Source organism: Streptococcus sp. 3109, from assembly GCF_013276905.1.
Lineage (GTDB): Bacteria > Bacillota > Bacilli > Lactobacillales > Streptococcaceae > Streptococcus.
On record NZ_VMLY01000001.1, the window covers coordinates 100,369 to 123,849 of the forward strand.

At 35.2% G+C, this 23,481-nt stretch carries 21 protein-coding genes, 2 pseudogenes and 1 other annotated feature; of the genes and pseudogenes, 1 reads left to right on the forward strand and 22 read right to left on the reverse strand.

Annotated elements, in window-relative coordinates; translation table 11 throughout:
• Positions 1-82: 82 nt before the first annotated feature.
• From HT698_RS00635 to HT698_RS00680, 11 genes and pseudogenes are all read right to left on the reverse strand, one after another.
• Positions 83-841 (reverse strand): ABC transporter ATP-binding protein, encoded by a 759-nt coding sequence (locus HT698_RS00635; protein WP_173218377.1) that lies wholly within the window; start codon positions 839-841, stop codon positions 83-85.
• The gene (locus HT698_RS00640) at positions 838-1,704 is read right to left on the reverse strand and encodes an ABC transporter permease (protein WP_045612545.1); all 867 of its coding nucleotides are present in this window, start codon (positions 1,702-1,704) and stop codon (positions 838-840) included. Before HT698_RS00640 ends, HT698_RS00635 begins: the two co-directional genes overlap by 4 nt.
• A 75-nt stretch (positions 1,705-1,779) precedes the next feature.
• Positions 1,780-2,775 (reverse strand): tryptophan ABC transporter substrate-binding protein, encoded by a 996-nt coding sequence (trpX, locus tag HT698_RS00645; RefSeq protein ID WP_173218375.1) that lies wholly within the window; start codon positions 2,773-2,775, stop codon positions 1,780-1,782.
• Between the two features lie 265 nt (positions 2,776-3,040).
• Positions 3,041-3,258, reverse strand: a binding site (T-box leader).
• Positions 3,259-3,327: 69 nt separating this feature from the next.
• The gene (gene ppc / locus HT698_RS00650; protein WP_173218372.1) at positions 3,328-6,024 is read right to left on the reverse strand and encodes a phosphoenolpyruvate carboxylase; all 2,697 of its coding nucleotides are present in this window, start codon (positions 6,022-6,024) and stop codon (positions 3,328-3,330) included.
• A gap of 24 nt (positions 6,025-6,048) precedes the next feature.
• Positions 6,049-7,272 (reverse strand): FtsW/RodA/SpoVE family cell cycle protein, encoded by a 1,224-nt coding sequence (locus HT698_RS00655; RefSeq protein ID WP_050242906.1) that lies wholly within the window; start codon positions 7,270-7,272, stop codon positions 6,049-6,051.
• 143 nt (positions 7,273-7,415) lie between these two features.
• Positions 7,416-7,730 (reverse strand): annotated as a pseudogene (locus HT698_RS00660) (transposase family protein); the annotation flags it as partial.
• Positions 7,731-7,912: 182 nt separating this feature from the next.
• Entirely contained in the window at positions 7,913-9,082 is a 1,170-nt protein-coding gene (locus HT698_RS00665) for a hypothetical protein (protein WP_173218370.1), read from the reverse strand.
• A 23-nt stretch (positions 9,083-9,105) separates the two neighbouring features.
• The gene (locus HT698_RS00670; RefSeq protein WP_173218368.1) at positions 9,106-10,176 is read right to left on the reverse strand and encodes a hypothetical protein; all 1,071 of its coding nucleotides are present in this window, start codon (positions 10,174-10,176) and stop codon (positions 9,106-9,108) included.
• 346 nt (positions 10,177-10,522) lie between these two features.
• Positions 10,523-10,957 (reverse strand): hypothetical protein, encoded by a 435-nt coding sequence (locus HT698_RS10225; RefSeq protein ID WP_240147173.1) that lies wholly within the window; start codon positions 10,955-10,957, stop codon positions 10,523-10,525.
• Entirely contained in the window at positions 10,950-11,807 is an 858-nt protein-coding gene (locus HT698_RS00675; RefSeq protein WP_240147172.1) for a hypothetical protein, read from the reverse strand. The genes HT698_RS10225 and HT698_RS00675 overlap by 8 nt, the downstream gene beginning before the upstream one ends.
• 75 nt (positions 11,808-11,882) lie before the next feature.
• The gene (locus HT698_RS00680) at positions 11,883-12,227 is read right to left on the reverse strand and encodes a hypothetical protein (protein WP_001127479.1); all 345 of its coding nucleotides are present in this window, start codon (positions 12,225-12,227) and stop codon (positions 11,883-11,885) included.
• Between the two features lie 184 nt (positions 12,228-12,411).
• Between HT698_RS00680 and HT698_RS00685 the strand changes: the two genes are divergently transcribed.
• Positions 12,412-12,783: an AbiH family protein gene (locus HT698_RS00685; RefSeq protein WP_173218366.1), complete on the forward strand. Its 372-nt coding sequence runs from the start codon at positions 12,412-12,414 to the stop codon at positions 12,781-12,783.
• Positions 12,784-13,392: 609 nt separating this feature from the next.
• Here the strand turns inward: HT698_RS00685 and HT698_RS00690 are convergent.
• The 11 genes and pseudogenes from HT698_RS00690 to HT698_RS00740 form a co-directional block, all read right to left on the reverse strand.
• The gene (locus HT698_RS00690) at positions 13,393-14,157 is read right to left on the reverse strand and encodes an ATP-grasp domain-containing protein (RefSeq protein WP_050252851.1); all 765 of its coding nucleotides are present in this window, start codon (positions 14,155-14,157) and stop codon (positions 13,393-13,395) included.
• Between the two features lie 62 nt (positions 14,158-14,219).
• On the reverse strand, positions 14,220-14,408 hold the full coding sequence (locus tag HT698_RS00695; RefSeq protein ID WP_000179769.1) for a hypothetical protein: 189 nt from the start codon (positions 14,406-14,408) through the stop codon (positions 14,220-14,222).
• A gap of 322 nt (positions 14,409-14,730) precedes the next feature.
• Positions 14,731-15,297, reverse strand: a complete 567-nt coding sequence (locus tag HT698_RS00700; RefSeq protein WP_050971352.1) for a hypothetical protein — start codon at positions 15,295-15,297, stop codon at positions 14,731-14,733.
• A gap of 464 nt (positions 15,298-15,761) precedes the next feature.
• Entirely contained in the window at positions 15,762-16,505 is a 744-nt protein-coding gene (locus tag HT698_RS00705) for a CPBP family intramembrane glutamic endopeptidase (protein WP_050971353.1), read from the reverse strand.
• A gap of 261 nt (positions 16,506-16,766) precedes the next feature.
• Positions 16,767-18,215: pseudogene (gene gtfA, locus HT698_RS00710) on the reverse strand (sucrose phosphorylase).
• 8 nt (positions 18,216-18,223) lie between these two features.
• The gene (locus HT698_RS00715; RefSeq protein ID WP_173218364.1) at positions 18,224-18,544 is read right to left on the reverse strand and encodes a PTS lactose/cellobiose transporter subunit IIA; all 321 of its coding nucleotides are present in this window, start codon (positions 18,542-18,544) and stop codon (positions 18,224-18,226) included.
• 13 nt (positions 18,545-18,557) lie between these two features.
• On the reverse strand, positions 18,558-19,871 hold the full coding sequence (locus HT698_RS00720) for a PTS sugar transporter subunit IIC (RefSeq protein WP_173218362.1): 1,314 nt from the start codon (positions 19,869-19,871) through the stop codon (positions 18,558-18,560).
• A gap of 10 nt (positions 19,872-19,881) precedes the next feature.
• The gene (locus HT698_RS00725; protein WP_001020606.1) at positions 19,882-20,184 is read right to left on the reverse strand and encodes a PTS sugar transporter subunit IIB; all 303 of its coding nucleotides are present in this window, start codon (positions 20,182-20,184) and stop codon (positions 19,882-19,884) included.
• 12 nt (positions 20,185-20,196) lie between these two features.
• Positions 20,197-21,627 carry a 6-phospho-beta-glucosidase gene (locus HT698_RS00730; protein WP_173218360.1) on the reverse strand — a complete coding sequence of 477 codons (1,431 nt, stop codon included), beginning with the start codon at positions 21,625-21,627 and terminating at the stop codon, positions 20,197-20,199.
• 148 nt (positions 21,628-21,775) lie between these two features.
• The gene (locus HT698_RS00735) at positions 21,776-22,528 is read right to left on the reverse strand and encodes a MurR/RpiR family transcriptional regulator (RefSeq protein ID WP_023932686.1); all 753 of its coding nucleotides are present in this window, start codon (positions 22,526-22,528) and stop codon (positions 21,776-21,778) included.
• A gap of 8 nt (positions 22,529-22,536) precedes the next feature.
• Entirely contained in the window at positions 22,537-23,259 is a 723-nt protein-coding gene (locus tag HT698_RS00740; RefSeq protein WP_173218358.1) for a MurR/RpiR family transcriptional regulator, read from the reverse strand.
• Between the last annotated feature and the right edge of the window lie 222 nt (positions 23,260-23,481).

A 23,481-nucleotide genomic window follows, 5' to 3' on the forward strand; every position in this document is an offset into this window, starting at 1 on the left:
ACCTCCATGTTATCATAGTTTACTTTATATAGTATACTTTATTTCAGAAAAAAAGTAAACCATTTCACTCATTTTCCCTACTTTATTCAAAGAGCTGATAATAATCAGAGATTTTCATTTTTGCTTTTTCTTCTTGGTTCAAATCTTGGATAATTCGTCCTTCTTTCATGACAATTAAGCGATTGCCATACTTAAGAGCATCTTCCATGTGGTGAGTAATCATAAGAGCTGTCAGCTGGTCTTTCTTGACAAATTCATCTGTCAATTCCATGAGGGCAACACTGGTCTTTGGATCAAGGGCTGCAGTATGCTCGTCTAACAAGAGCAATTCAGGACGCTTCAAGGTTGCCATCAAGAGACTCAAGGCCTGTCTTTGACCACCTGATAAGAACTCAATTGGTGTATTCAAGTGTTTCTCAAGACCATTTCCTACTTTTTCAATTGTTGTCTGAAACTCATCCTTATAACTAGTCAAGCGTCGTGGAAATAGTTCACGCTTTTCACCACGAAACTTGGCAATCAAGAGATTCTCTGCCACTGTCATACGAGGAGCTGTCCCCATCTTTGGATCTTGGAAGACACGAGACAGATACTTAGCGCGCTTCTCTGGTGAAAACTTGGTAACATCCTCACCTAAAATACGGATAGTTCCACTGGTTAGTGATAAAGTTCCTGCAATAGTGTTAAAGAGGGTTGATTTCCCAGCACCATTTCCACCTAAAATCGTGATAAAGTCCTGTTCAAAAATTTCTAAGGAAACATCATTTAAAATAATCTTTTCTTTATCAAAGCCATTTTTAACGACTTTGGTTGCATTTTTTAATTCTACAATTGCTGTCATTTGCTTAACTTGGCTCCTTTCAAGATTGTTTGCTTAAATGTTGGAATCATGAGGCAGACTGCTAAAATCACGGCGCTGTACAAACGAAGGTAACTTGTATTAAAGCCAAGTGCAATAACTGCCCACACTAAGAATTGATAGGCGATAGAACCGACAACGATGGTAACCAGACGTTCTGCCAAGCTCAAACTCTTGAAGATAACTTCCCCAATAATCAAACTTGCAAGCCCCACAACGATAACCCCGATTCCTCGAGATACATCAGCATAGCCTTCTTGCTGAGCAATGAGGGCACCTGCAAGGGCAATCACACCATTTGATAAAACCAAGCCCATGAGCTCCATGCGTCCAGTATGAATCCCGAAACTTCTAGCCATATCAGGATTGTCACCTGTAGCAATATAGGCTTGTCCGAGTTTAGTGTCCAAGAAAAAGAGCATGAGAGCAATAACAATACTCACAAAGATAAGACCTGTCAAGAGTTGATTCAAATCCGAATCAAAAGGCAAGACATCCTGAATTTGCTTAGTTCCAAGCAATCCTAAATTTGCACGTCCCATAATCAAGAGCATGATAGAGTGACAAGAAGTCATCACCAAAATCCCTGATAACAAGGTTGGAATCTTCCCTTTTGTATAAAGAAGTCCTGCTGCCATTCCAGCCAAACAACCTGCTCCTACAGCAACAAGTGTCGCTAAAAAGGGATTTACACCTTTGGTTATCAAAGTGACAGCAACAGCTCCCCCAAGAGGGAAGGAACCTTCTGTCGTCATATCTGGAAAGTTCAAAATCCTAAATGTCATAAAGATTCCCAGACCTAAAATAGCCCAGACAAATCCTTGAGAAATAATAGATAATATCATCTGTTTCTTAACCTTTTCTATACGATTTCTTTTGTAAAAAATTGGAGGAGATGTCCCCAACTCCTCCATTGTAGATTATTCAATCACTTGTCCTGCTTCTTTTAGAACAGATTCAGGAATCGTAATACCTAGTTCTTGTGCTATTTTTTTATTGATGACTGACTTACCAGTTGAAAAGACATTGACTGGAGTATCAGCTGGTTTTGCACCTTTCAAAACTTGCGCAATCATTTTACCAGTTGCCACACCAAGATCATGTTGGTCAACTACAACGGATGCCAAACCACCTGCTTCTACCATGGCAGTTGCACTTGGGTAGATTGGTTTTTTAGCTGATTGGTTACTTGATACAACAGTTGAGAAGGCTGAAGCAATAGTGTTATCAATTGGAACCCAGATAGCATCAACCTTACTAGTCATAACATTGACTGTTGAAGCAATTTCATTTGTTGAAGGAACCGCAAATGTTTCCACTGTCAAACCTGCTTTTTCAGCATAAGCCTTAAATTCTTCTACCTGTGTTTTTGAATTGTCTTCGCTACTTGAATAAAGAGCTCCGATTGTTTTCACATTTGGTGTGAGAGCTTTGATGAGTTCAACTTGTTGTTGAGCTGGATTATGGTCAGATACACCTGTAATGTTGCCACCTGGTTTTTTCAAATCTTTGACCAAGTTAGCTCCGATTGGGTCTGTAATAGCGGCCATGATAACCGGTAGGTCTTTTGTGGCACTAGCCAAACCTTGAGCAGCTGGTGTTGCAATACCAACCACAAGGTCATTCCCATTTGCAACCAATTGTTTACTCATTGTCGCAACCTTACTTTGGTCACCTTCTGAGTTCATAAAGTCAATTTTCAATTGATCATCTTTATAACCTTCTTCTGCAAGTCCATCTTGAATCCCTTTATAAATCAAGTCAAGAGATGGATGGCTGACAAACTGAAGGACACCAACTTTAGCAACTTTCTTTTCGTTCTTAGCTTCTGGTTTATTCATTGAAGAGTAGATCAAGCTTCCTGCTACTAAGACTGCCAAGGCAGCGATCATTCCAATCAAATGTTTATTTTTCATTCTCTTTCTCCTTTTTACTTCCTTTAAAATACTTCACTTATCTAATACTCTTCGAAAATCTCTTCAAACCACGTCAGCTTCACCTTGCCGTAGATATATGATACTGACTCTGTCAGTTCTATCCACAACCTCAAAACAGTGTTTTGAGCAGCTTGCGGCTAGCTTCCTAGTTTGCTTTTTGATTTTCATTGAGTATAAACAAGCGACGCCATCGTTTTCTTTCCATACTAACCTCCATCAAAAAAGTCCTCACACAAAAAACTTGTGTGAGGACGTCGATGCGCGGTACCACCTCAATTATAGGGAATTTCCCTATCGCTCTGTCTCGCAATAACGAGATGCACTGTAAGGTGTGCTCACCGAATTCTTATGATTTCAAATTCTAAATAGCATTCAGCCCAATTTTCATCATCGCCACTTATCTGTTTTCAGCTACCACAGACTCTCTTGAAAGTTTGTACGATTACTTTTCTGAATGGTTAAATTATATCATTTTTAAACTACTTGTCAATAGTCTATTAGAATTTTTTTGATATTCACTCTTGAAAATTATCAACCTGAATTACGCAATCCTGTCGCAATTCCGTTGATGGTGATATGAATCAATCGTTCTTGATCACTGGACAATTCTCCACGACGTTGGCGTTTGATCAACTCCAACTGAATATAGTTGAGAATATTAAAGTAAGGCATACGGTAATCCAGACTAGCTTTTAGATATGGATTGTCAGCTAAGAGTTCGTCATGTCCTTCAATAGCCAGGATAACGTTCTTAGTAACTTGCCATTCATTTAAAATAGTCTCATAGATGGCCTTAACTTGCTCGTCTTCACAAAGTTTAGCATATTCAAAAGCAATATTCATATTTGATTTTGACAAAACCATATCAACATTTGAAAGAAGCGATTGGAAGAAAGGCCAATTTTGGTACATATCTCGTAAAATAGCAATATTTTCTGGATTTTTATCGATAAATTCCTTGAAGCTTGAACCAACCCCGTACCATCCAGGGAACATAACACGACTTTGTGACCATGAGAATACCCAAGGGATGGCACGCAAACCACCGATTTCAGTAATCGTCTTACGGGCAGCTGGGCGAGAACCAATGTTAAAGCTTGAAATAGCCTTGATTGGACTTGACTCGAAGAAATAATCATAGAAATGCTCATTACCAAAGACCAAATCACGGTAGATATCGTAACTACGGTCCACTACTTGATCCATAATGGCTTCATAACGATTTGAGGTATTGGTATCGCTCTTCTTCTGAGTAATCATACGGTTAATAGCTGCCGATACTAGCATTTCAAGGTTATAGTAAGCAGCGTCTTTATTACCGTATTTATTGCCAATTACTTCACCCTGCTCCGTCAAGCGGATACGATCCTTGATAGACTTGAGCGGTTGAGATGTGATGGCTTCATAGGTTGGCCCACCACCACGACCGACAGTCCCACCACGGCCATGGAAGAAGGTAACCTTAACGCCAAATTCATCTCCAATAGCAGTCAATTGTTGTTGAGCCTTGTAGAGGGTCCAACATGATGACAAGTAACCGCCATCTTTATTACTGTCAGAGTAGCCCAACATGATTTCTTGATAGTTATTACGTGAAGCAATCCATTTTTTGGCAAGAGGAAGAGAAAGATATTGTCTCATTGTTTCCTCTGAATGATCCAAGTCTTCAATTGTTTCAAAAAGGGGAACAATCTGAACACGCGCCCTTTCCGTATCCACCAGTCCTACTTCTTTTAATAGAATAGCTAATTCTAGCATATCAGAAAGGCTGGTTGCATGTGAAATGATGGTCTGACGGATGACATCATCTCCCAACTTATCTTTCAAAACACGAGCCGTCTTAAAAATAGCTAGTTCTTTTGCTAATAATTCTGATTTCTCTGCGTGAGTCGCAGAAAGAATTCGGGGATCTTCTTCTAACTCTTTCAAGAGAAGGTCACATTTTTCTTCTTCGCTCAACTCGCTATATCGAGAATGAATTCCTGCTGATTTCAAGAGTTCTGCCACACAGGCTTCATAGACGCTAGAGTCTTGTCGCATATCAATTGATGCTAGGTAAAAACCAAATATCTCTACTGCCTGCAATAATTCCACAAAATCACCTGAAATCAAGGACTCGCTCTTATTTTCTAGTAGAGAATCTCGAATGGCAATCAAATCCTTGTAGAAATCATTGGCGGTTTCATAACGAGTCCCAACTTCCTTATCCTCAATCAGATAGGTTTTTGTTGCTTGGATTTTTGATTGAATATCAAACAAGGCACGACGGTAAAGCTCTTTTTCGCGGTAAATCGAATTATCCTTAGACTGACGAGCCATTTCTCTGACTTGCTTACTTACATTGACAATACTAGTTGAAAGAGAAAATTCACGATAAAGTTGGTAAATCTTTTCATCATAATAGTTCATGATGACTTCACACTGAGTGAGTGCAGACTGCTTCAAGGTCTCTGCTGTAACAAAGGGATTCCCATCACGGTCTCCACCAATCCACATTCCCATCGTGATCGGTTTAGCCTGTTTTAAATTCAGCCCATGGGCTTGCGCTAAGCGCTTATACTCCGTCGTCAAGTGAGGTACAGCTTTCAAAAAGGAGCTGTTGTAATATTCCATAGCATTCGTGATTTCGTTAGTCACTTTTAATTTTTTCTCACGAATCATGTCTGTCTGCATGATAATTTCGATATAACGGCGCAAATCATTGTGCCATTTTTCTTTATTGATCAACCCCAACTTAACATCACGGTATTTACGCAAAAGACTATGAATATGATTTGTTAAATCCAACATACTTTTGCGTTGCACTTGTGTTGGATGGGCTGTCAAAACAGGGACAACATTCAAGTGTTCTAGGATCTCAACGGCATTTTCTTTTTCAGCAACCATTTTGATCGTTGTAGATAATTTACCTAAATAGTCCTGATCAATATTATTTTGATGATTGATTTCATAAGCTAAATCCACATCCTCTGAAATATTAATCAAAAGAGGTAAGATTGAAAAATAGCGTGAAATATAGACCATTTCATCATTTGATAAGCTAGTCACTAGACGGTTTAGACCTTGATAATCTTCCTGCGTTGATAATTCTTTCAACTGCATGATTTTTTCAAAGGTCTCTGGGGCAAGCATGTTTTTAGTGATATCTTCCAGCAATTCTGTTAGAATCAATACTTCTTCTTGCACAACACTTTTATTACTATAATTTTCTAATTTTTGAAGAGACATAGACTATCCTTTCTTTATTCTACTTCACAGAAGGTTCATTGGTTGATTTTCCAATTCTCGGTACAACTTAGCGCGTTTTTCACTGGCATCAATATTTAAGACAAAGGCTACTGCCACTGATAAGACTAGAAGACTATTTCCACCCTGGGATAAGAAGGGGAAAGTCACTCCTGTAGATGGAATCAAGCCCGAAATCCCTCCGATATTGACAAATACCTGAACCAACATCATCCCTCCGACACCGAGTGCAACCATAGCATTGAAAGGATTCTCCGCTCGGATACCGACCAAGATAATCCGCAAAATCATGAAAAACAAGAGAGCTAAAATAAGACTGGCACCAACAAAGCCAAATTCTTCAATCACGATAGAAAAGACAAAGTCTGTATGAGCTTCTGGTAAATAACCTCGTTTTTCAATCGAATTCCCAAGACCTAGACCAAACCAACCGCCATTGACCATGGCAAAATAAGAATTAGATAACTGGTGACCCGCATCCGCACGATCGGCAAAAGGATTAAAAAAGGCACTAAAGCGCTTGGCCACATAGCCAAATACTGGAATTTTTGAAAAGGTCTCAACACCGATTAGGCTGATAGTGGTCAAGACAAAGACAGAAGCGGCAGATACGAGCGCCAGAATGGTTGAAAACCAGCGATAAGCGATTCCACTAACTGTATACATAATCAAGGAAACCAAGACTAAAATAGTCGCATTTCCTAAATCAGGGAAAATTCCCAAACTTCCAATCAGAACCAGGAGAACGAATCGCCAATCATTAAAAGCACGGGGAAGCCATTGATTTTGAGTCAAAACTTGAAAATCATAAATAGCTATTTCTTCTTGCTGTTTGGAGAATCGGTGAGCCAAATACCAAATAATAATGATTTTTAAGTACTCAGCTGGCTGAATAGTTACTCCTGCAACCGAAATCCAACCGTATGCCCCATTTACGGAAATACCAATAAAACGAGCCAAGAACAATAAAAGCATTTCTATCAATATAACTAAAATGATTAGTCGCTCATTTCTCAAAAAATCTAGTCTCAATTTATAAATTAAGGCAATCAGTATCAAACTAACAATCCAAAAGATTCCTTGGTTTCGAACCAATTGCAAGGCGCTCTTGCCTTCTTCGATTAAAATAGCGCTGGTGGTCGAATAGACCACAATCAAGCCCAAAATAGATAAAAGCAAGTAAGGAATCAAGATGGAATAATTTAATAAGTGCCTCTTACTAATCTTCATAGTATCACCACTCTACTAGGATACAGATAAATCTGTTCCAAATTCCGTTTTATTTTCTAGTTTTGATTGCTATTATACCATTTTTTCAGAAAGAAAAAAACTCTTACCTTACAATCCTTCGAATTTTACTGTTTTTACAGAATTAAGGCAGAATTTGAAATCGTAAAACCATTTTGAATAAGAGTTGCTTCAATCCATTGACTCCGACTAATTATGTTGCTTTCGTGAATGCCAAAATCAGCCGAAATTTGTTCATAAGTGCGCTATTCTCGCATGTATTGAATAGTTACCTTGAGGAGATCGTCTAGGCTTAATTTGGATTTTCGTCCACCTTTTGCGCGTTTACGTTGATAAGCTGTTTTTAACACAGATAACATCTCTTCAAAAGTCGTGCGCTGAACACCTACAAGGCTCTTGAAACGGATATCGCTTAATTGTTTACTTGCTTCATCATCCATAGTTTTATTGTCTTGTATTTTTGTTTCGCAGAAAGTCTATTATCCCTTTCGTTCCAAGGTTTTTACGCTTTTTCAAGCAATCCTACACACTCCACGTGTGGTGCTAGCAAACTTCTATATTATAGAACGAAAGTATGTAAAAGTGATTTTGGAATAATACTATAGAACGGAACTATTAAAATTTATTTAGTAAGGAAATCCCCTAACTCACTGACCAATCCTTGCTTTATAGAACAGAAATCAATACTCTGAACTTTCGTCTCACGTAATGTAATTTTTTCTGCAGTAGTATAAAAATCTAATTCATCTTGAGTGAAGAAATCTAGTGCATCATATCGACGTATAGGTATAAGTTTTTCATTATAATAAACCAGCATTTTAATCGGATTGACTCGTAATACCTCAGCCACTCCAGAATCCGCAGTTGCGAAATAATGGAGATAAATCACATCTGAATTTTCAATACAATTGAATAAAGTACTTTGTTCCAATAGTCTTATATGAAAAATATCCCATGCTGTATTATGTATTTTATCAATTAACTTCTTAGCCCCTAGCTGTAACTTTTTAAATATTTCTTGAACAGCACTATCATTTTTCAAAAAAAGTATTAATAAAGTCATTTCCAATTCTAAAAATACGCATAAATCCTCAAAACAATAGCGTTTAAACTCAGCTACTTTAGCTTTTGTAGAAAGATTTTTTGTATTTTTCAAAACGAATGCTTTCAATATATAGCAACATACTGCCTCATACTGTTGTATCACCTCATCATTGCTTAGGTAGTTTTCTGCATCTTCCCAGATTTCTTTCATCCAAATATATTTATCTGGTTTTAGAGTCTGAGGCACATTAGATTGAAATACTTCAAAATTAGTGCTATCAAAATAAACATAACTTTCAATCATTTTGGCTAATAATTCACGATTTATTGGGGTGGTATATCTTTCCATTAAAGCATTTGAAATATTATTTGTTAGACGCAACGATTTAATTTCGTGTAAAAATTTAATTAAATTCTCCTTATCTGGGACATTTCTTCCTCTATATAAATCATGTATGTAGGTAAAAATGTTTAAGTCATAATTGATAATTCTGGCAACGGGTAAGAAATTATCCTTAGCATTCACAGTATTTTTATCAATAACCCAAATTTTTTGGTAATCTCCCAAACCAATCAGATTAAACTTTCCATAGCTAAATGATTTGCCTATATTACCAAAATTTGACTTTTCTTCATCAAATAGAAAAACTCTACACTCATGAAGGTTCCATCTATTGAAAACTTCTATTTTCTGTATGGTCGTTTCACACTTAACTAGCTCCTGAATAAAAGGATATATTTCAAGCATAGGTGTTTAACCTCCAAAAATATTTAGTTGTCTTGTTCATAACGAATAACTTCTTCCCAATAATCATACTCATCACAAATATACAACATTGCATTAAATAACTTCAAAAACTCTTGTTCTTCGATTTCTTTCTCCCACCGACCATGACTAATCATATGTCGATTTGGTTCATCAAGTGTAAATCTATTAGTATCTTTGAAGAAACTATACAGCCAGTGCATCAGTCCTACATCGCTAAACGACTTATCAATAAATATATTATCAATTTCTTTAATCGCTCGGTGACCTACTGGTATTTTTTTCTCTAATGAAGTCATTTCTGAAATTCTATTTAGTGCACCATCAATTGCCAAACTTCCCAGAGTGTATGCTGCATAAAAGTTTCGATTAAAGTAGCAATCAACCATTGATCTTACAAGAGGAGCTGAATAACACGCTGAATTTTGTAAGTCAATAATAAAATCCTCATTTTTTAGTTTATCCCTAAGCAGCTCTAACCATTCGTCCTCCAAGGTATTCCATTCCTCAGCAAGTAAACGTTGATAAACATTTCTATCACGAAAATAAATAACCCATCCATTTTCTGCCAGCAGTTGAACTCGAGAAATAATCTGCTCAATTTCTTCTTGTGTGTAAATCGAAGGCAGTGACTTTAAAAGTTCATTAATGCCACTAAAAGTCTTTGAATAATCAATTTGATAGCTAGCAATTAAATTTTTAGCAGACTCTGCAATGTTTTGAATTGCTTGCAAGTGTGTGCTTGACAACATCTTATTGTACGAATCAATCACTTCTAACATAACATTAATAACGCTTTTGTCCACTTGAATTGATGAAGGCAGACTTAGTAAAGAAGTTGTCAAATTAGTAATATTCACTAATTTAGCTGAACTTAATACATTTGAAGTTGCAGTTAATTCTGAAATAATGTTAGCATTTACAGTTGCTTGAAAGCTACTAAAGGTATCAGCCAAAACAGAAATAGGTGTAGTATTTTGTCCCAATTTTATCTTTTCAGAGAGGTTTGTTGAGCTGTCTATGGGAATTTTTTTAGAGTCTATTTCAACTTTCTTCACTTTAATACTATCAATCATTTTGTCCCCCAAAAACAGCTTATTCATATTGTTTATTATACCACTAAAACTATAAAAAGACCTTAGCCATTAAGAAGTTCAACTTGAACAACCACTTTGATACAAATTGTTCCTGAACAATAAAAATTTTGTTTTCAAAAAATCTTACTATTTTAATTTATAGAAATAACAAGCAGTGATAGTGACTAAACATAGTGCAAGAAAACTTCTAAATTATAGAACGAAAGTATATACTATCTTGTATTAAAGACCTATTTATAATAAATGTGTAAAATGATTTATTATTAGTTTAGTTAATCATTTACTCTAATAACACTACACTCTGTGAAAAACTAAAAACACAAATTTACCAGTAGTACCTTTTCTCACTTAGATATTGTTCTTTTTCTTCTCTAGAATTTTCATGATTTCTGATTCCTAATAATTCATCTGATGAAGAAACTATTGGGTCGATCCAGTCAGCCTTGGATCTAATCCAATCAATTTCCTCTTTACTAAGTTTCCCTACTATCTCCAGTTTATCAGCCATCAGTCTTAAATCATTTGCTGTTTGAAAATCTTCTAGCATATTCAGAAGAGACATTGTCCGCTTCTTCTCTTCTTCGATTCTATTTTGTAATTTTCTTTTTCGCTCTTGCTCCTCTTCGTATAGTCTTGCTTTCTCTTCACGTTCAAGGCGTAAGTTCTTAACTTTATAATGCTCTTGGTAAATTAAAACAATTATTTCTGGGATTGATTGTTCAAGTGTGAATTCTTTAGTATCTTTAATGTATTTACCCATCTATTATCTTAAATCGGAATTTTCCATTTGGTATATAGTCATACTTCTTTATTCTTGGTTTAAAAGCATATCCATTAAACTTAACGCTATCATTGTACTCTGCTAGTTCTTTAGCTTCTTCTTTTGTTAATTCATGACTTACTTTGTCTGTTGATTCTATAACTTCAAAACGAACAATATCCTTATCAATTTGAATATCCCAATTTGAAGTTACATTATCACCAATTCTTTCAATTACAGTAACTAGTGTATCTAAAAAGCGATATAAACGTGGAAGAGAATTGAGTGAAATATTTTTTACAAATTTAGGTTCTTTTAAATCATTATATCTGTGCCTAGAATCAAAGTAGAGATAGGAAGCAGCTGTTTCCCTCTTATTCCACTCTGCGATTTTATCTCTTAGATTAGCTACAGATTTATGTAATCTCTTATTTGGAGCCTGGTTTAGGTTTAAAACTGCTTCAATAATACGTTCTATTTTATCGTCCTCTATAAATGATAATGAACTTCTTATACTAGTTGTATCAAGTTTAACAGTATCTTCGTTTTTATCCTCCGTACTATCTTCTTTATGTTTACTAGGTTTTATTCTATTGTTCTTTAGACTTTTTCTATCAATATGAACCTCATTTACGTCATTTTGTGGTAATGGAATAATAAGTTCACTTAAATCTTGTCCAGTATTCTTACGATACCAATAACTACCATTTGGAATTGGGATTTCAAATTCTTTGCATTTCTTGAGTAAGTCTGAATAGCTTAAATCATATTTCAATGAAACTTGTTTTGCACTTATTTCCCAGATTACTTCATAGAGTTCTTCTCTAGAAAAGGTCTTTATCATCTTCATTTGAAACACCTTTACCCTTATATTTCACATCACCATTTTTATATTTACCAAGCGAAAACGCAAATTCAAAAACTTCTAATTCTTCACTTCTGCATTTTCGCTTAATATAAAAAGTAAATCTTGTTTTAAACCGTTAAATTCCTCTATAATTTTATCTAAACTAGTTTCAATATTTTCAACACGGATCTCAGATAGCTTACCGTGATTGTATGAAATCATTCTTTCAGCAATAATATGATATGACCAACTCTCAGTGAAACGTCTGTCTCTTTCTTCGTTATGAATAGCAAAACCAATTGGAAGAAGATTATTTCTAAGACCTATCGCAACTGCTTGTGAACTTATACCTAAATAATCACCAGCAATTTTTAATGTGATTTTATTTAATTTTCTAATATCTTCATCGGTATATTTCGGCATGTTAGTACTCCTTTGTTATAATTGCAAATGCAATATTATCTAATTTAAAATATCTTGATGGGCTACTTCTAGTTGTTTTCGCTACCAATCAAATTAATAAGTTCCACATCTTAAAATATGTAATATAAGTCTACTACTATTTATCTCAATAAGTTGGTATAATATATTTCAGGAGGTAGAAAACTTGAATACACTTTTTATTATTGGAAATGGGTTTGATATGGCCTATAAATTAAACACAGGATACAATGATTTTAGAAAGTTCATAATAGACACTTGTAAAGAATTTGGTAGTAAATTTGACTTTAATAATGCTATTAATAGAATTGAACTTGAAGGTTTTCAAAATTTAACTATCCCTGAAGTCGATGAAGACAGCAAAAAATCATTTAAAGATGGCGGATATTATGGGTCTAACTATCATGAAGGTAATCTAGAAGCTTATGAATTCTTTTTCACTCTAACCGAATATGCAAATCATGATAAAAATGTCGATAATATTACATGGAATGAATTTGAAAAAAACTTTCTAAGATACCTTTCAAACAAATTCTAAAGGATAAAAACATCTGTTTAACAAAATTAAATGATTTAGTTTGTGTATATAAATTATGTCAAAATGCTGCCTTCTTTGATTGGATAAACTCAAAAATACAGAATCCTGAAAAAATCAAAATTAGAAGCAAACTCATTGATTCGTATTCAAAGGCTGCTTTTTATTTGGTCTTTAATTGCACTACTGTTTTAGAAAGAAAATATAGATTTTTTTAATAGCCTATTCACTTTGGAAGAAGTCTATGATTTCGGTCTAAATATTGTACCATCTGACATACCTGATATTCCGTATTTGAAAGAGATTATTAAACATACTGATTCAAATACAAAATTTTATGTCAACGACTATTATCTTACTGAGCAAAATAAGAACGACATACAGAACAACCTAAAAAATTGGGGATATAATGGTGTGGTTCAATTTATTAATATGATGTAAAATTTAAGACTCTAAAGGCAAAAAATATCGATTGTTTCCATACTTCCTGCTTTCCTAATCAACTTTCAAATATATAGCGTTTTCATTATTTTCTTAATCTATTATATCATTATTCAAAACAAAAAACTGCAACTTACTCGTTGCAGATACACAGATTTAATTCTGTTCTTTTTAGAAACTTATATTTTCATTTTCAGGCATAGTAAAGACATCGTTTTTTTCAAAATAAGGTTTTACCATTTCTTTCCATCTAGCTTTATGAAAGTTGATTGAGTTTAAAGGAGATAGGCCATAATTTCCCAATGCATAACCATCATTTACTTCAACAACAAGTGTTCTGCCATCACTAGTAACACCAATATCTAGTCCATAAGCTATTGGCGCATCTTTCCAACATGATATGGCTTTATCAATTACACTAGGATCAAATTGTGCATGATAATCACCTGTATAGGGTCGAACATCTAATACGCTACCATCTAAAACAAAACAACGCCATTCTGCTATGAATTCTGCAACCTCACTAATCCATATAGGATAGTCAAAAGGTAGACCAATACCTATCAAATCACGGGTTCCGTTAACAACTCTTCCAGTAAAGACTTTTGAACCAGCTTTAGGCTTAATAAATTTTCCCCAATTATCAGGTATATTTACAATCTCTCCTAAAACACCTTCATAAATCTTTCGACCATAAAAGTCTTTAAGCTCAATAGGATAGTCATAAACCGGAACATTTAACCCCATCATTTTTAGCAATGCTCTAGTCTCCATTATATAATCTACAACTATATCTTCACTTGTTAACTGTTCTATTTCAGAAAAAGATTGATATAAAATAATTTCTTCTCCTTGTAAGTAGGCACCTACTTGAGCATTGTATTTATTAATTGAAACTTCACTTGGTAGTTTGCTTTGTCTAATATAAACAACCATTTTATCACTCCTGCTTCACTAGTGTTGCACCTGTTTGTAAAAAAATAATAGCATTTTTGCTGTTATTTTTTTGAGTAAATAGCTCCCATAATATCATCGAAATAATCAACAGTATTTAGGAGTAATTCTATAACCTGGGACTTTGTTAGTCGCATTCCTCTTCTATCTCTAGCATCTTCTACTAAATTTTCAAGTTTCTCTAGATTTTTATCATCCAAGCTAATCATTATTCTATTTTTATCGGTTGCCATTTTCTTCACCTCTAGTTAATTCTATCATAGGTGTAACACTTGTGTCAACTCGCTTTTATAATACATTAGTTTAAAAGTGGAGAGTGTAACTTCTCAAAGTAACTTTAAATCTTTAGTATTAAAAAATTTTCACAGTATTTATAGAAATAAAATCTATCTCAAATAAGTTATCAAATCTAGTATAAATTATGAGCGGCTACTCTAATACTTTCCCTCTAAACAAGAAGAAGGCTTACACTCAAGGGTTTTCTTAACCCCCTTCGTTACAACGTTTTGACGCTTTTACTAGCAAAGGTACATACTCACAAGGAACTTTGCTTGACTATTGAATCTCTCCCACCTCTTCTTTAACATATCCTTCTACATCTTCAATCTCTACAAACATTGAGTCTAAATGTGATAAGAAATGCCAATCTTCGGCACCTTTTTTTCTGTAGAGAATCGCTTCGCCGTCTTCACTTCCGAAAAAGCTTCTGTCGATTTCATATCCACGGCTTTCTAAGAAGTCTTTTGCTTTACGATAGTTCGTTTCTCTTGTTTCGACATAGGCTTTAACTTCATGGTTGTTAACGACATATGCATCGATTTTTGAATATCCTTCGATTACTCTATCGTTTTTGAGGGATAAATTTGAAATCTCTTTCCAAATAATGTCTACATTTTCCTCAGGATCGAACATAAATTTAGATAAAGGAACAATATTTCCGTTAAAAATAATTTCCATATAATCCGGTATGTTTTTAGGATTAAAATACTCCACTTCAAAACCATCTTCTGTTTCCAGAGTGTATCCCGGAATTTGAGCTACAAAGGCTTTCCCATCTTTTATGGAATCAAATGCGACTAAATCTTTAGAATAATTATTTTGATATAACTCTAATATAATCATTTATAACCTCATCTAAATTATCCGTAGATTGATTTTTCAGAATATAATACTGATTAGTTACCCTTAGGATATAGTAAATTCTTTTTTCCACCTTCTTAAAACATCATTTCAAGGCTACACACTCAGCGGTTCGCTGTTACCGTATCGTTTCGTCGTAAACTCCTTACTCTACGACAGCTATCCCATTGGCAGACTCAAAAGGTTCACCGAACATTTTGAAGATTAACTTCGTTTAACTAACAAACTTACACACTCAACATGTGTTAATATTCTTCTTTTATACTAATAAACAAAAGGCAATGAAAATCATTTTAAAATGATACTGTGGAACGGAAAGATTTTCGCCAGTTGCAAAAGAAACGACATTCATCATTCCACTTGAAATTACAACAGAAAATTCTTTAACATCGATTATCTAGATAGACCGATTGTTACCTTCAATAATGGATATACTGATCTAAATTTTAAAATGTTGTTTCCTTACTAATCCTATTACTCGCCAATATTGTATAAATTAAATAAGTAATAAATATGATAATAAAAATAAGATTAATTTTTAACACAAAATAGAGATTTAACAAATTTGCGAATGCATGAAATAATAGACAGTACCCCACAGATTTCGTTTGACGATAAAGAAGCCCTAAAACAAAACTTAAAAATAATGTATATATAAAAAATAAAATAAAAGGAAATCCTTGATGGCTTTCTCCAACTATAAACCATAAAGGCAGATGCCAAATCCCCCAAATTGATCCTACAATCAAATTAGATTGCCAATAAGTATATTTTTTATCAAGTAACGGTTGTAATATACCTCTCCATCTTAATTCTTCATGTCCACCACCAAAAAAAATTAATTGTATAAAGAATAGCGGCATCAGATAAATTGATACTCCGTTTAATTCTAAGGAAGATACAGAAAATAGTATCAAAATTGCTAACAAATGAATAATGAAATAAATACTACTATTTTTTCTTTTATTAAATACAAAATGTTTAAATTTTATATTATTACTTTTCAAATAAAAGCCACTTGCAATAGCTGGACCAAGTGCACCTACTATATGTAACATTCTCCCTATAAATGTTTCTAATCCCAAAATATGAGATTGCGTAAAGATGGCAAGAATCCCCCAAGCTATATAAGTAATTCCAAATGTACAATAAAGATAATTTTTTAAATTCCTTTTATCAATTTCTGTCATTTTATCTTCCTAATCTTGATTATTTTATGAATAATATTTTTATTGCTTCTTAGTTGCTCTCGGTTATAACTACCTATATTCTATCACAAAAATAGGAGCAGTTTAATTGACTGTTCCTGTTTTTTTATTACAAATATTCTCGAACAATTATCGTCACAACAGAATATAATTCATAGTTTACGTTTAAGTACTATTTTGTTACTAACTAGCTAACAAAAAGAGTGAGGAAATCAAACGTTTCCACCACTCTTTTGTATTCTATTATAGATAAATCGATGTTCTTTCACTATCTATTTTCTCTGTAATTTCAAATGATTTATCTTTCAGATTAGCTCTTAATTCTGCCACTGTATTGGCATCGGTATTGGTCCAACTGATGTGGATAGTATTAGCGTCTTCCATATCAACAGCAAACTCTCCATCAAATGCTGCGCTGGTATTACGGAATTTGAGCAGATCGAACAAGGACTGGACAAACTGGGCGTTGAACTTCTCGCTCAATTTCTTCCAAATCATAATAGTGACGGTTGATGTTGCGGCCTTCTTTGGTTGATTCGAGCAATTCGATATCATTTTCTCCTGACAACAAGCCAACGTAGTAAATCTGCGGAATACCTGGTGCAAAACATTGAAGCACACGTGCCAAGAGATAGGCTTGGTCATCATTTCCTAAAGTTGAATAGTAGGTACAATTTATCTTATAAATATCCAAATTGTTGTAGGCCTCTGAGCTGTAAATCTTTTTGACATTTGCTCCTTGGGTATAGAGGGCTTCTCTTGTCGCCTCTGTTTCAACATCTGTTAGCAAGTCCTTGACATCGACCACTCCGATACTATCGTGCGTGTCCAAGGTTGTAAATTGCTTGCGAGGGCAGATTTCCATCCAGTGAACAAGACGGTTGACATTACCTGAATAAAGAGCATGAAGAACCAGCATTGGAAGGGCAAAGTCATAGACATAGTGGTCTTGCTAAGCGATTTTTTGCTGAATGGTGTAATGTTCATGAATTTCTGGAAGAATTTTCACTCCTTTTGGTGCCAATAGCTGACGCGGAAAATGAAGCATTTCCCAAATATCTGGTTCAACAAAGAAACAGTTAGTGCCGATTTTCTTATTGGCGTAGGCAAAGGAATCCAAGCGAATAATGGAAGCTCCGTGGTCCGCCAGCTGTTCCAGATTTTCCTGAATAAAGCGACGAGTTGTTTCTGTTGTCACATCGAGGTCGATCTGTTGCTCATCAAAGGTACACCAAACTTTTTCCTCACTACCATCAGCAAACTTGGCAATGCGATAGGGAGCACGTGGCTTCCGTTTGTAAATCAGGTCTACATCTTCCTGAGTCGGCCCACTGTTTGGCCAAAAGTTTTTGTAGCGGATAAACAAATCCGCATAGGCAGACTCATCTTTCTTTTCTAGGAAATCAAGGAAAAAGGCGACTTGGCTGAGATATGGTTAATCATGAAATCAAACATGAGGTAGTAGTCTTGACTGAGTGCCTCAATATCGCTCCAATCTCCAAAAGCCTCATCAACCTTGGTATAGTTCATGGGTGCAAACCCGCGGTCGCCTGACGATGGAAAGAAGGGAAGAATGTGGACACCACCGACCACATCTTTCAAAGGGCCTTCTAAGACCTACTTCAAGTCTTTCAGATTTTTTCCAAGACTGTCTGAATAGGTAATTAACATTGCTTGATTTTTTACTTTCATAACTTGCTCTATTTACCTTCCTCAAAGCGTTTATAGACTGCTATAAATTCCTCAGCAATCGTTCGAAAACCTTCTGCACTCATTAACTGATCCTCAGCATGCATCAGAAGTAGACCTGTTTGGCTTAATGCCCCATTCATTTCTTTTGTCAAAAGTGAGTGGTGAGCATTGTGTCCCTGTACAAATGCTTCTTCGCCTTGTTTAATTCTATCTTTAGCCTGCTCGAATTCACCCTGCTTAGCCAATTGAATAGCATTGATGTACATAGATTTTGCTGTTCCTACATAGGTGATAATTTGAAAACACACTTCGAGTACTTTTTCGTCCATTTTAATACCTCTCTTACCAATCTTCATCTTCTAAATCGCTTGTTTCTTGTATTACAGCTTGTAAAGCTTGTTTATCCATCTGTTTAATAAACGGATAATAAACAAAGAAAGACATAACCAAAATAAGTGTTTGCAACAAGGCTGTTTTCCAACCACCGATGATAAATCCTGAAATAATTGGAGGACAAGTCCACGGAACTTGAACGGCACCATACATAGGTGTCAGTCCAAAATAAATCGCTGAATACTGGATGATACAAGATAAAATAGGCGTTAATATAAAGGGAGTTGCTAAAACTGGATTCATTACAATCGGCAAACCAAAGAGCACCGGCTCATTGATATTAAAGATGGCTGGAACCATTTCAAGACGTCCAAGAATTTTTAGTTGTTTTGATTTTGCAAATGCAACCATGTAAACTACCAAACCAATCGTAATCCCGGCACCTGTAACATTGATAAATTGATCAAAAAATTGAATCGTCACAATATGACCGCCATTGGCTAGATTTAATTCTAGGCCCTTATCTAAAATGGCTTGGTTTTCCAAAGCATTCGCCTGTAGCAAGCCACTCATGATGCCACCAACTACAGTTGAGCCGTGAACCCCAAACATCCATAAGAATGGTACAAGGAAACACATAAGCACCGCACCAAACAATGAGTCAGTCAAGCCTTGCATTGGTGTTTGAATAAGATTATAAATCACTTCAATCGTTGTGACCTTAAACAATTGTTCAACAAGTCCGACAAAGATCGTTGCCGCTGTGATGATAACAGTAGCAGGAATCAAGGCTGAAAATGCGTTGGCTACACCAGTTGGTACGCCATCTGGCATTTTGATTTTGATATTTTTCTTCAAAAACCAAGAATAGCTTGCTCCTACAATCAAACCAACGATAATGGCACCAATCATCCCTTTCCCGGAAGTCCAATCCTTCAGAATAATGTTACCAACTACATCCCCATTTTGAGAAATCAAACTGGAAGGCTGGATTAGCAAGAAAACTGCTAGGGCAATGACACCTGCCCCAAGCGGCTCCTGTTTTTCTAGCTTAGCATAGGTATACGCAATCCCAATGACTGTTACAATCGCACTGATATTAAAGGTTGCACCAATTGCTTGATTGAGAACAGGGGTAATACCACTAGTTTCTAACATCGTTGCTAGAGCTGGAACTGGAAGATTGGCCAAGATAAGAAAGATGGAGCCAACAATCAACAATGGCATAGAGAAAACAATACCATCTTTTATCGCTGTTACACCTTTGGTATTGACAAAGGCCATCATCCCATCAACAAACTTTTTAATCAGTTTATCCTTCATCATCTTCTCCTTATTTTTTCATCATGTAAGCTTGTTTAAGAACTGCCATACCGTTTGCAGTGCCATAATCAGCCATTGCAATCACTTCTACAGGAACATTGTGAGAAGCACAAATTTCTTTTGCTTTTTCAAGTTGGAAACCAACCTGTGGGCCTAATAGAGCCACATCAATATCTCCAACTCTTTGTTCCAATTCACTGATGGAATAAGCTGCAATTGTTGCATCTTTCCCTTTTTTCTGAGCCGCTTCTTTCATTCGCTCAACCAAAATACTTGTTGACATACCTGCTGCACAAAACAATCCAATATTCATTTTAATTACTCCCTATAATTCGTTTCCATTTGATGTAATCACTTTTTGATACCATGTAAAGGAATCTTTCTTCATTCGTTGCAAAGTTCCTTCGCCATTATTATTCTTATCGACATAGATAAAGCCATAACGCTTCTCCATTTCACCTGTACCAGCACTAACAATATCGATACAGCCCCAAGGGGTATAACCAATGACATTTACGCCATCTTCTTCAATCGCTAACATCATTTGTTCAATGTGTTGTTTGAGGTAATCAATGCGGTAAGAATCATGGATTCCATCAGGCTCTACCTTATCATAAGCACCGAATCCATTTTCAACTATAAAAAGCGGACAATGATAGCGATCGTATAAAAGATTTAAGCTATAGCGTAATCCCTCAGGATCAATCTGCCAACTCCAATCGCTTGATTCAATATAGGGATTTTTCTTAGTATAAACATCTTTGAAAAGTTCTTCTGTTTCCTCAGATGCTGTAGCAGTCACTGTATCACTCATATAGTAACTCAAGCCAATATAATCTACACAACCTTCTTTTAGAGTTTCTAGATCTTCTGGTAAAATATCCAGTTTGATATTATTTTTTCGACAAAAGGCCTCGATATAGTAAGGACGCTCTCCAAAAACATGAAGATCTCCATAGTGAAATAAACGATGCTCCATTGCCTTCTGGCTAGCAAGTATATCTTTTGTATCACATGTATTCGGATAAAATGGTACCATTGCCAGCATACAACCAATTTTGAAATTTTTATTGATTTTCCGACCCAATTGTACAACTTTTGCAGAAGCCACTGACTGATAATGGATAACCTGCTGTAGTACCTCAACTGGATTTTCATCTTCTTGATAAATGACACCAGAATTAGTCCATGAGCACCAAGGAACATTAATTGCACCTTGATTATTGATCTCGTTAAAGGTCATCCAATACTTAACTTTGTCCTTATATCGTTCCATGACGACTTCCGCAAAACGAACAAAGAAATCAATCAACTTGCGATTACGCCAAGCACCATACTTAGTAACTAGATGATAGGGCATTTCAAAGTGACTGAGTGTGATGACCGGTTCAATTTGACGAGCTAGCAGCTGATCAAATAAATCATCATAAAATTTCAACCCTTCTTCGTTAGGTTCTTCTTCATCTCCATTTGGGAAGATACGAGTCCAGGCAATCGAAGTTCGAAAACACTTAAATCCCATCTCAGCGAATAATTGTATATCGTCCTTATAGGTTCTGTAAAAATCTATTGCATCATGATTCGGATAATATTCGTCAGGTAAGACGCCATCAGTAATCTGTCGAGAGTGGCTAGCACTTCCAACCGTCATCACATCGGCTATCGAAATGCCTTTTCCACCTTTATCATATCCTCCTTCAATTTGGTGAGCAGCAACTGCCCCACCCCATAAAAAGCCTTCTGGTATTTTTGCCATTTTACCAATCCTTTCTGTATTTTGTACTAGCGCTATGAACAAGTCTATTTTATAACATACTGTATCTGCTGACAATAGATATTGAGATAGAAAATAAATGTACAGTCGAACAATATTTGTTACATAAAAAAAACAAGAGTTTTCACTCCTATTTTTTTAAATAAACTTGGTAACGTAAGGATTCTAAAAAATAGACAACTGGAATCTGAGTGGTCAAATTAGTGGAACGTAGCGAGGAATCTGCGTAGGCAACTGGCATAAAGTAGGATAAATTTATATCCGATAGCTGTGATAAAGTGGAAATATCTGTATTTGTCAGACTAACAATCTTAGCATTTCTTTCTTTGAATCCCTGTACCAGAGTTAGAACTTCTTCTGTCTCACCGCTGACACTTAGAGCAATAACCAAAACATCCTCCAAATTAGAATGATGCAATTTCAGAGAATAAAATGGGTTAGTAATAGCAAAGCTAAGAATACCGATTCCAGAAAAAAGATATGAGCCATATTCTGCCAAACTTAGACTAGTACCCACCCCTAAAAAGATAACTTGTTTGGCTTGAACGATCAAGTCTGCTATCTCTGATAGTTGTTTTTTTAAAGCTTCATCTTGGACACTAGTCTGTAAAAATTGTATTGCTGGAATATCAATAGGAAAGTAGTGACGATGTTTATTTTCCTTATCTTCCGACCTTGACAAGGCATATTTTAAATCATTGTAGCTATCAAATCCCATCTTTTTCGCAAAACGAATGATGGTTGTTGTCGATAGATTTATAGATGTCGATAGCTCTCTGATAGTCATCGTAGCAACTTTATCTCTATGTTGCAATATAAAATTATACACGCTTAATTCACTATTATTTAGCCCTTTTACTTTATGATAATCAAATAAATTCATAGACACCCTTATGCTTTTGTAGTATATAGTTGTTTCATTAACATTTCAATAATGAGAATAACAGGTACCTGCGTCGTAATATTAAACCCATTTAAAAATAATTGAGGAACATGATAGGTTATGGAGCAATCAGATAGCCTTGACAATGTTGATTCCAATGTATTTGTGATGGCAATAACTGGACAACCTTTTTCCTTTAATTTTTGTACAATTTTCAATGTTTGAGAAGTCTCACCAGATTCGGATAAGGCAATGACACAAGTTTTTTCCATACTGTTTTGTAGCACTGGTTGCCAAGGATCTTCAATACACATACTAAATTTGCCAATATTTGAAAAATAGCGCGCTCCATATCGACCTAAAGTTCCAGAGGAACCAATTCCGACAAAAACAATCTGTTCAACTTTCTTTAAGATTGCCACAGCCTCCATAATCAGCTGTAAAAAAGTATCTTGCTCAGTATAATCAATGAATAGCTTCAAAGAATGATTGTCTTGATTGTTTAAAATAATTTGCTCATTTTTTAAATATTCTTTATAAGCAATCTTAAAATGGCTATATCCATCAAATCCTAGATGCTTGCAAAATCGTTGTACGGTTCCAACTGATACATGTGCAAGTTGGGACAATTCCTTGATTGTCATAGAGGATATATTTTCATTTTCTAAAATAGTTGTATAAATAGCATTTTCTAAGTCGTTAAAACTTGCTACAACCTCATAACTAAACATATAATTCCTTTTTCTATCTCTATTGATTTGCTTACAATGTAACAAAAAACTAATAACCAAAGTGTTCTACACTAAAATAATGGAGAGCATAAGGCTATAAAACCAAGTCAGCATTAAAATCTATTAGAAAACCAGACGAATCAGATTTGTCTAACGAGACATGGTTAAGAGAAAATACTTTAAAACAGTATTGCCTTATGTCCTAGATTATATCATATTTTT

What these genes read in the sequence shown, in the direction of transcription:
- HT698_RS00655 (WP_050242906.1), bottom strand. Translation starts at nt 7,272, where the DNA reads ATGAAGATTAGTAAGAGGCACTTATTAAATTATTCCATCTTGATTCCT.
- HT698_RS00640 (WP_045612545.1), bottom strand. Translation starts at nt 1,704, where the DNA reads ATGATATTATCTATTATTTCTCAAGGATTTGTCTGGGCTATTTTAGGT.
- HT698_RS00700 (WP_050971352.1), bottom strand. Translation starts at nt 15,297, where the DNA reads ATGATTATATTAGAGTTATATCAAAATAATTATTCTAAAGATTTAGTC.
- HT698_RS00680 (WP_001127479.1), bottom strand. Translation starts at nt 12,227, where the DNA reads ATGCCGAAATATACCGATGAAGATATTAGAAAATTAAATAAAATCACA.
- trpX (WP_173218375.1), bottom strand. Translation starts at nt 2,775, where the DNA reads ATGAAAAATAAACATTTGATTGGAATGATCGCTGCCTTGGCAGTCTTA.
- HT698_RS00705 (WP_050971353.1), bottom strand. Translation starts at nt 16,505, where the DNA reads ATGACAGAAATTGATAAAAGGAATTTAAAAAATTATCTTTATTGTACA.
- HT698_RS00695 (WP_000179769.1), bottom strand. Translation starts at nt 14,408, where the DNA reads ATGGCAACCGATAAAAATAGAATAATGATTAGCTTGGATGATAAAAAT.
- HT698_RS00670 (WP_173218368.1), bottom strand. Translation starts at nt 10,176, where the DNA reads ATGATTGATAGTATTAAAGTGAAGAAAGTTGAAATAGACTCTAAAAAA.
- HT698_RS10225 (WP_240147173.1), bottom strand. Translation starts at nt 10,957, where the DNA reads ATGGGTAAATACATTAAAGATACTAAAGAATTCACACTTGAACAATCA.
- HT698_RS00720 (WP_173218362.1), bottom strand. Translation starts at nt 19,871, where the DNA reads ATGAAGGATAAACTGATTAAAAAGTTTGTTGATGGGATGATGGCCTTT.
- HT698_RS00690 (WP_050252851.1), bottom strand. Translation starts at nt 14,157, where the DNA reads ATGGTTGTTTATATTAGACAAAGCAAACTACCAAGTGAAGTTTCAATT.
- HT698_RS00725 (WP_001020606.1), bottom strand. Translation starts at nt 20,184, where the DNA reads ATGAATATTGGATTGTTTTGTGCAGCAGGTATGTCAACAAGTATTTTG.
- HT698_RS00635 (WP_173218377.1), bottom strand. Translation starts at nt 841, where the DNA reads ATGACAGCAATTGTAGAATTAAAAAATGCAACCAAAGTCGTTAAAAAT.
- HT698_RS00675 (WP_240147172.1), bottom strand. Translation starts at nt 11,807, where the DNA reads ATGAAGATGATAAAGACCTTTTCTAGAGAAGAACTCTATGAAGTAATC.
- ppc (WP_173218372.1), bottom strand. Translation starts at nt 6,024, where the DNA reads ATGTCTCTTCAAAAATTAGAAAATTATAGTAATAAAAGTGTTGTGCAA.
- HT698_RS00735 (WP_023932686.1), bottom strand. Translation starts at nt 22,528, where the DNA reads ATGAATTTATTTGATTATCATAAAGTAAAAGGGCTAAATAATAGTGAA.
- HT698_RS00665 (WP_173218370.1), bottom strand. Translation starts at nt 9,082, where the DNA reads ATGCTTGAAATATATCCTTTTATTCAGGAGCTAGTTAAGTGTGAAACG.
- HT698_RS00730 (WP_173218360.1), bottom strand. Translation starts at nt 21,627, where the DNA reads ATGGCAAAAATACCAGAAGGCTTTTTATGGGGTGGGGCAGTTGCTGCT.
- HT698_RS00715 (WP_173218364.1), bottom strand. Translation starts at nt 18,544, where the DNA reads ATGGACGAAAAAGTACTCGAAGTGTGTTTTCAAATTATCACCTATGTA.
- HT698_RS00740 (WP_173218358.1), bottom strand. Translation starts at nt 23,259, where the DNA reads ATGTTTAGTTATGAGGTTGTAGCAAGTTTTAACGACTTAGAAAATGCT.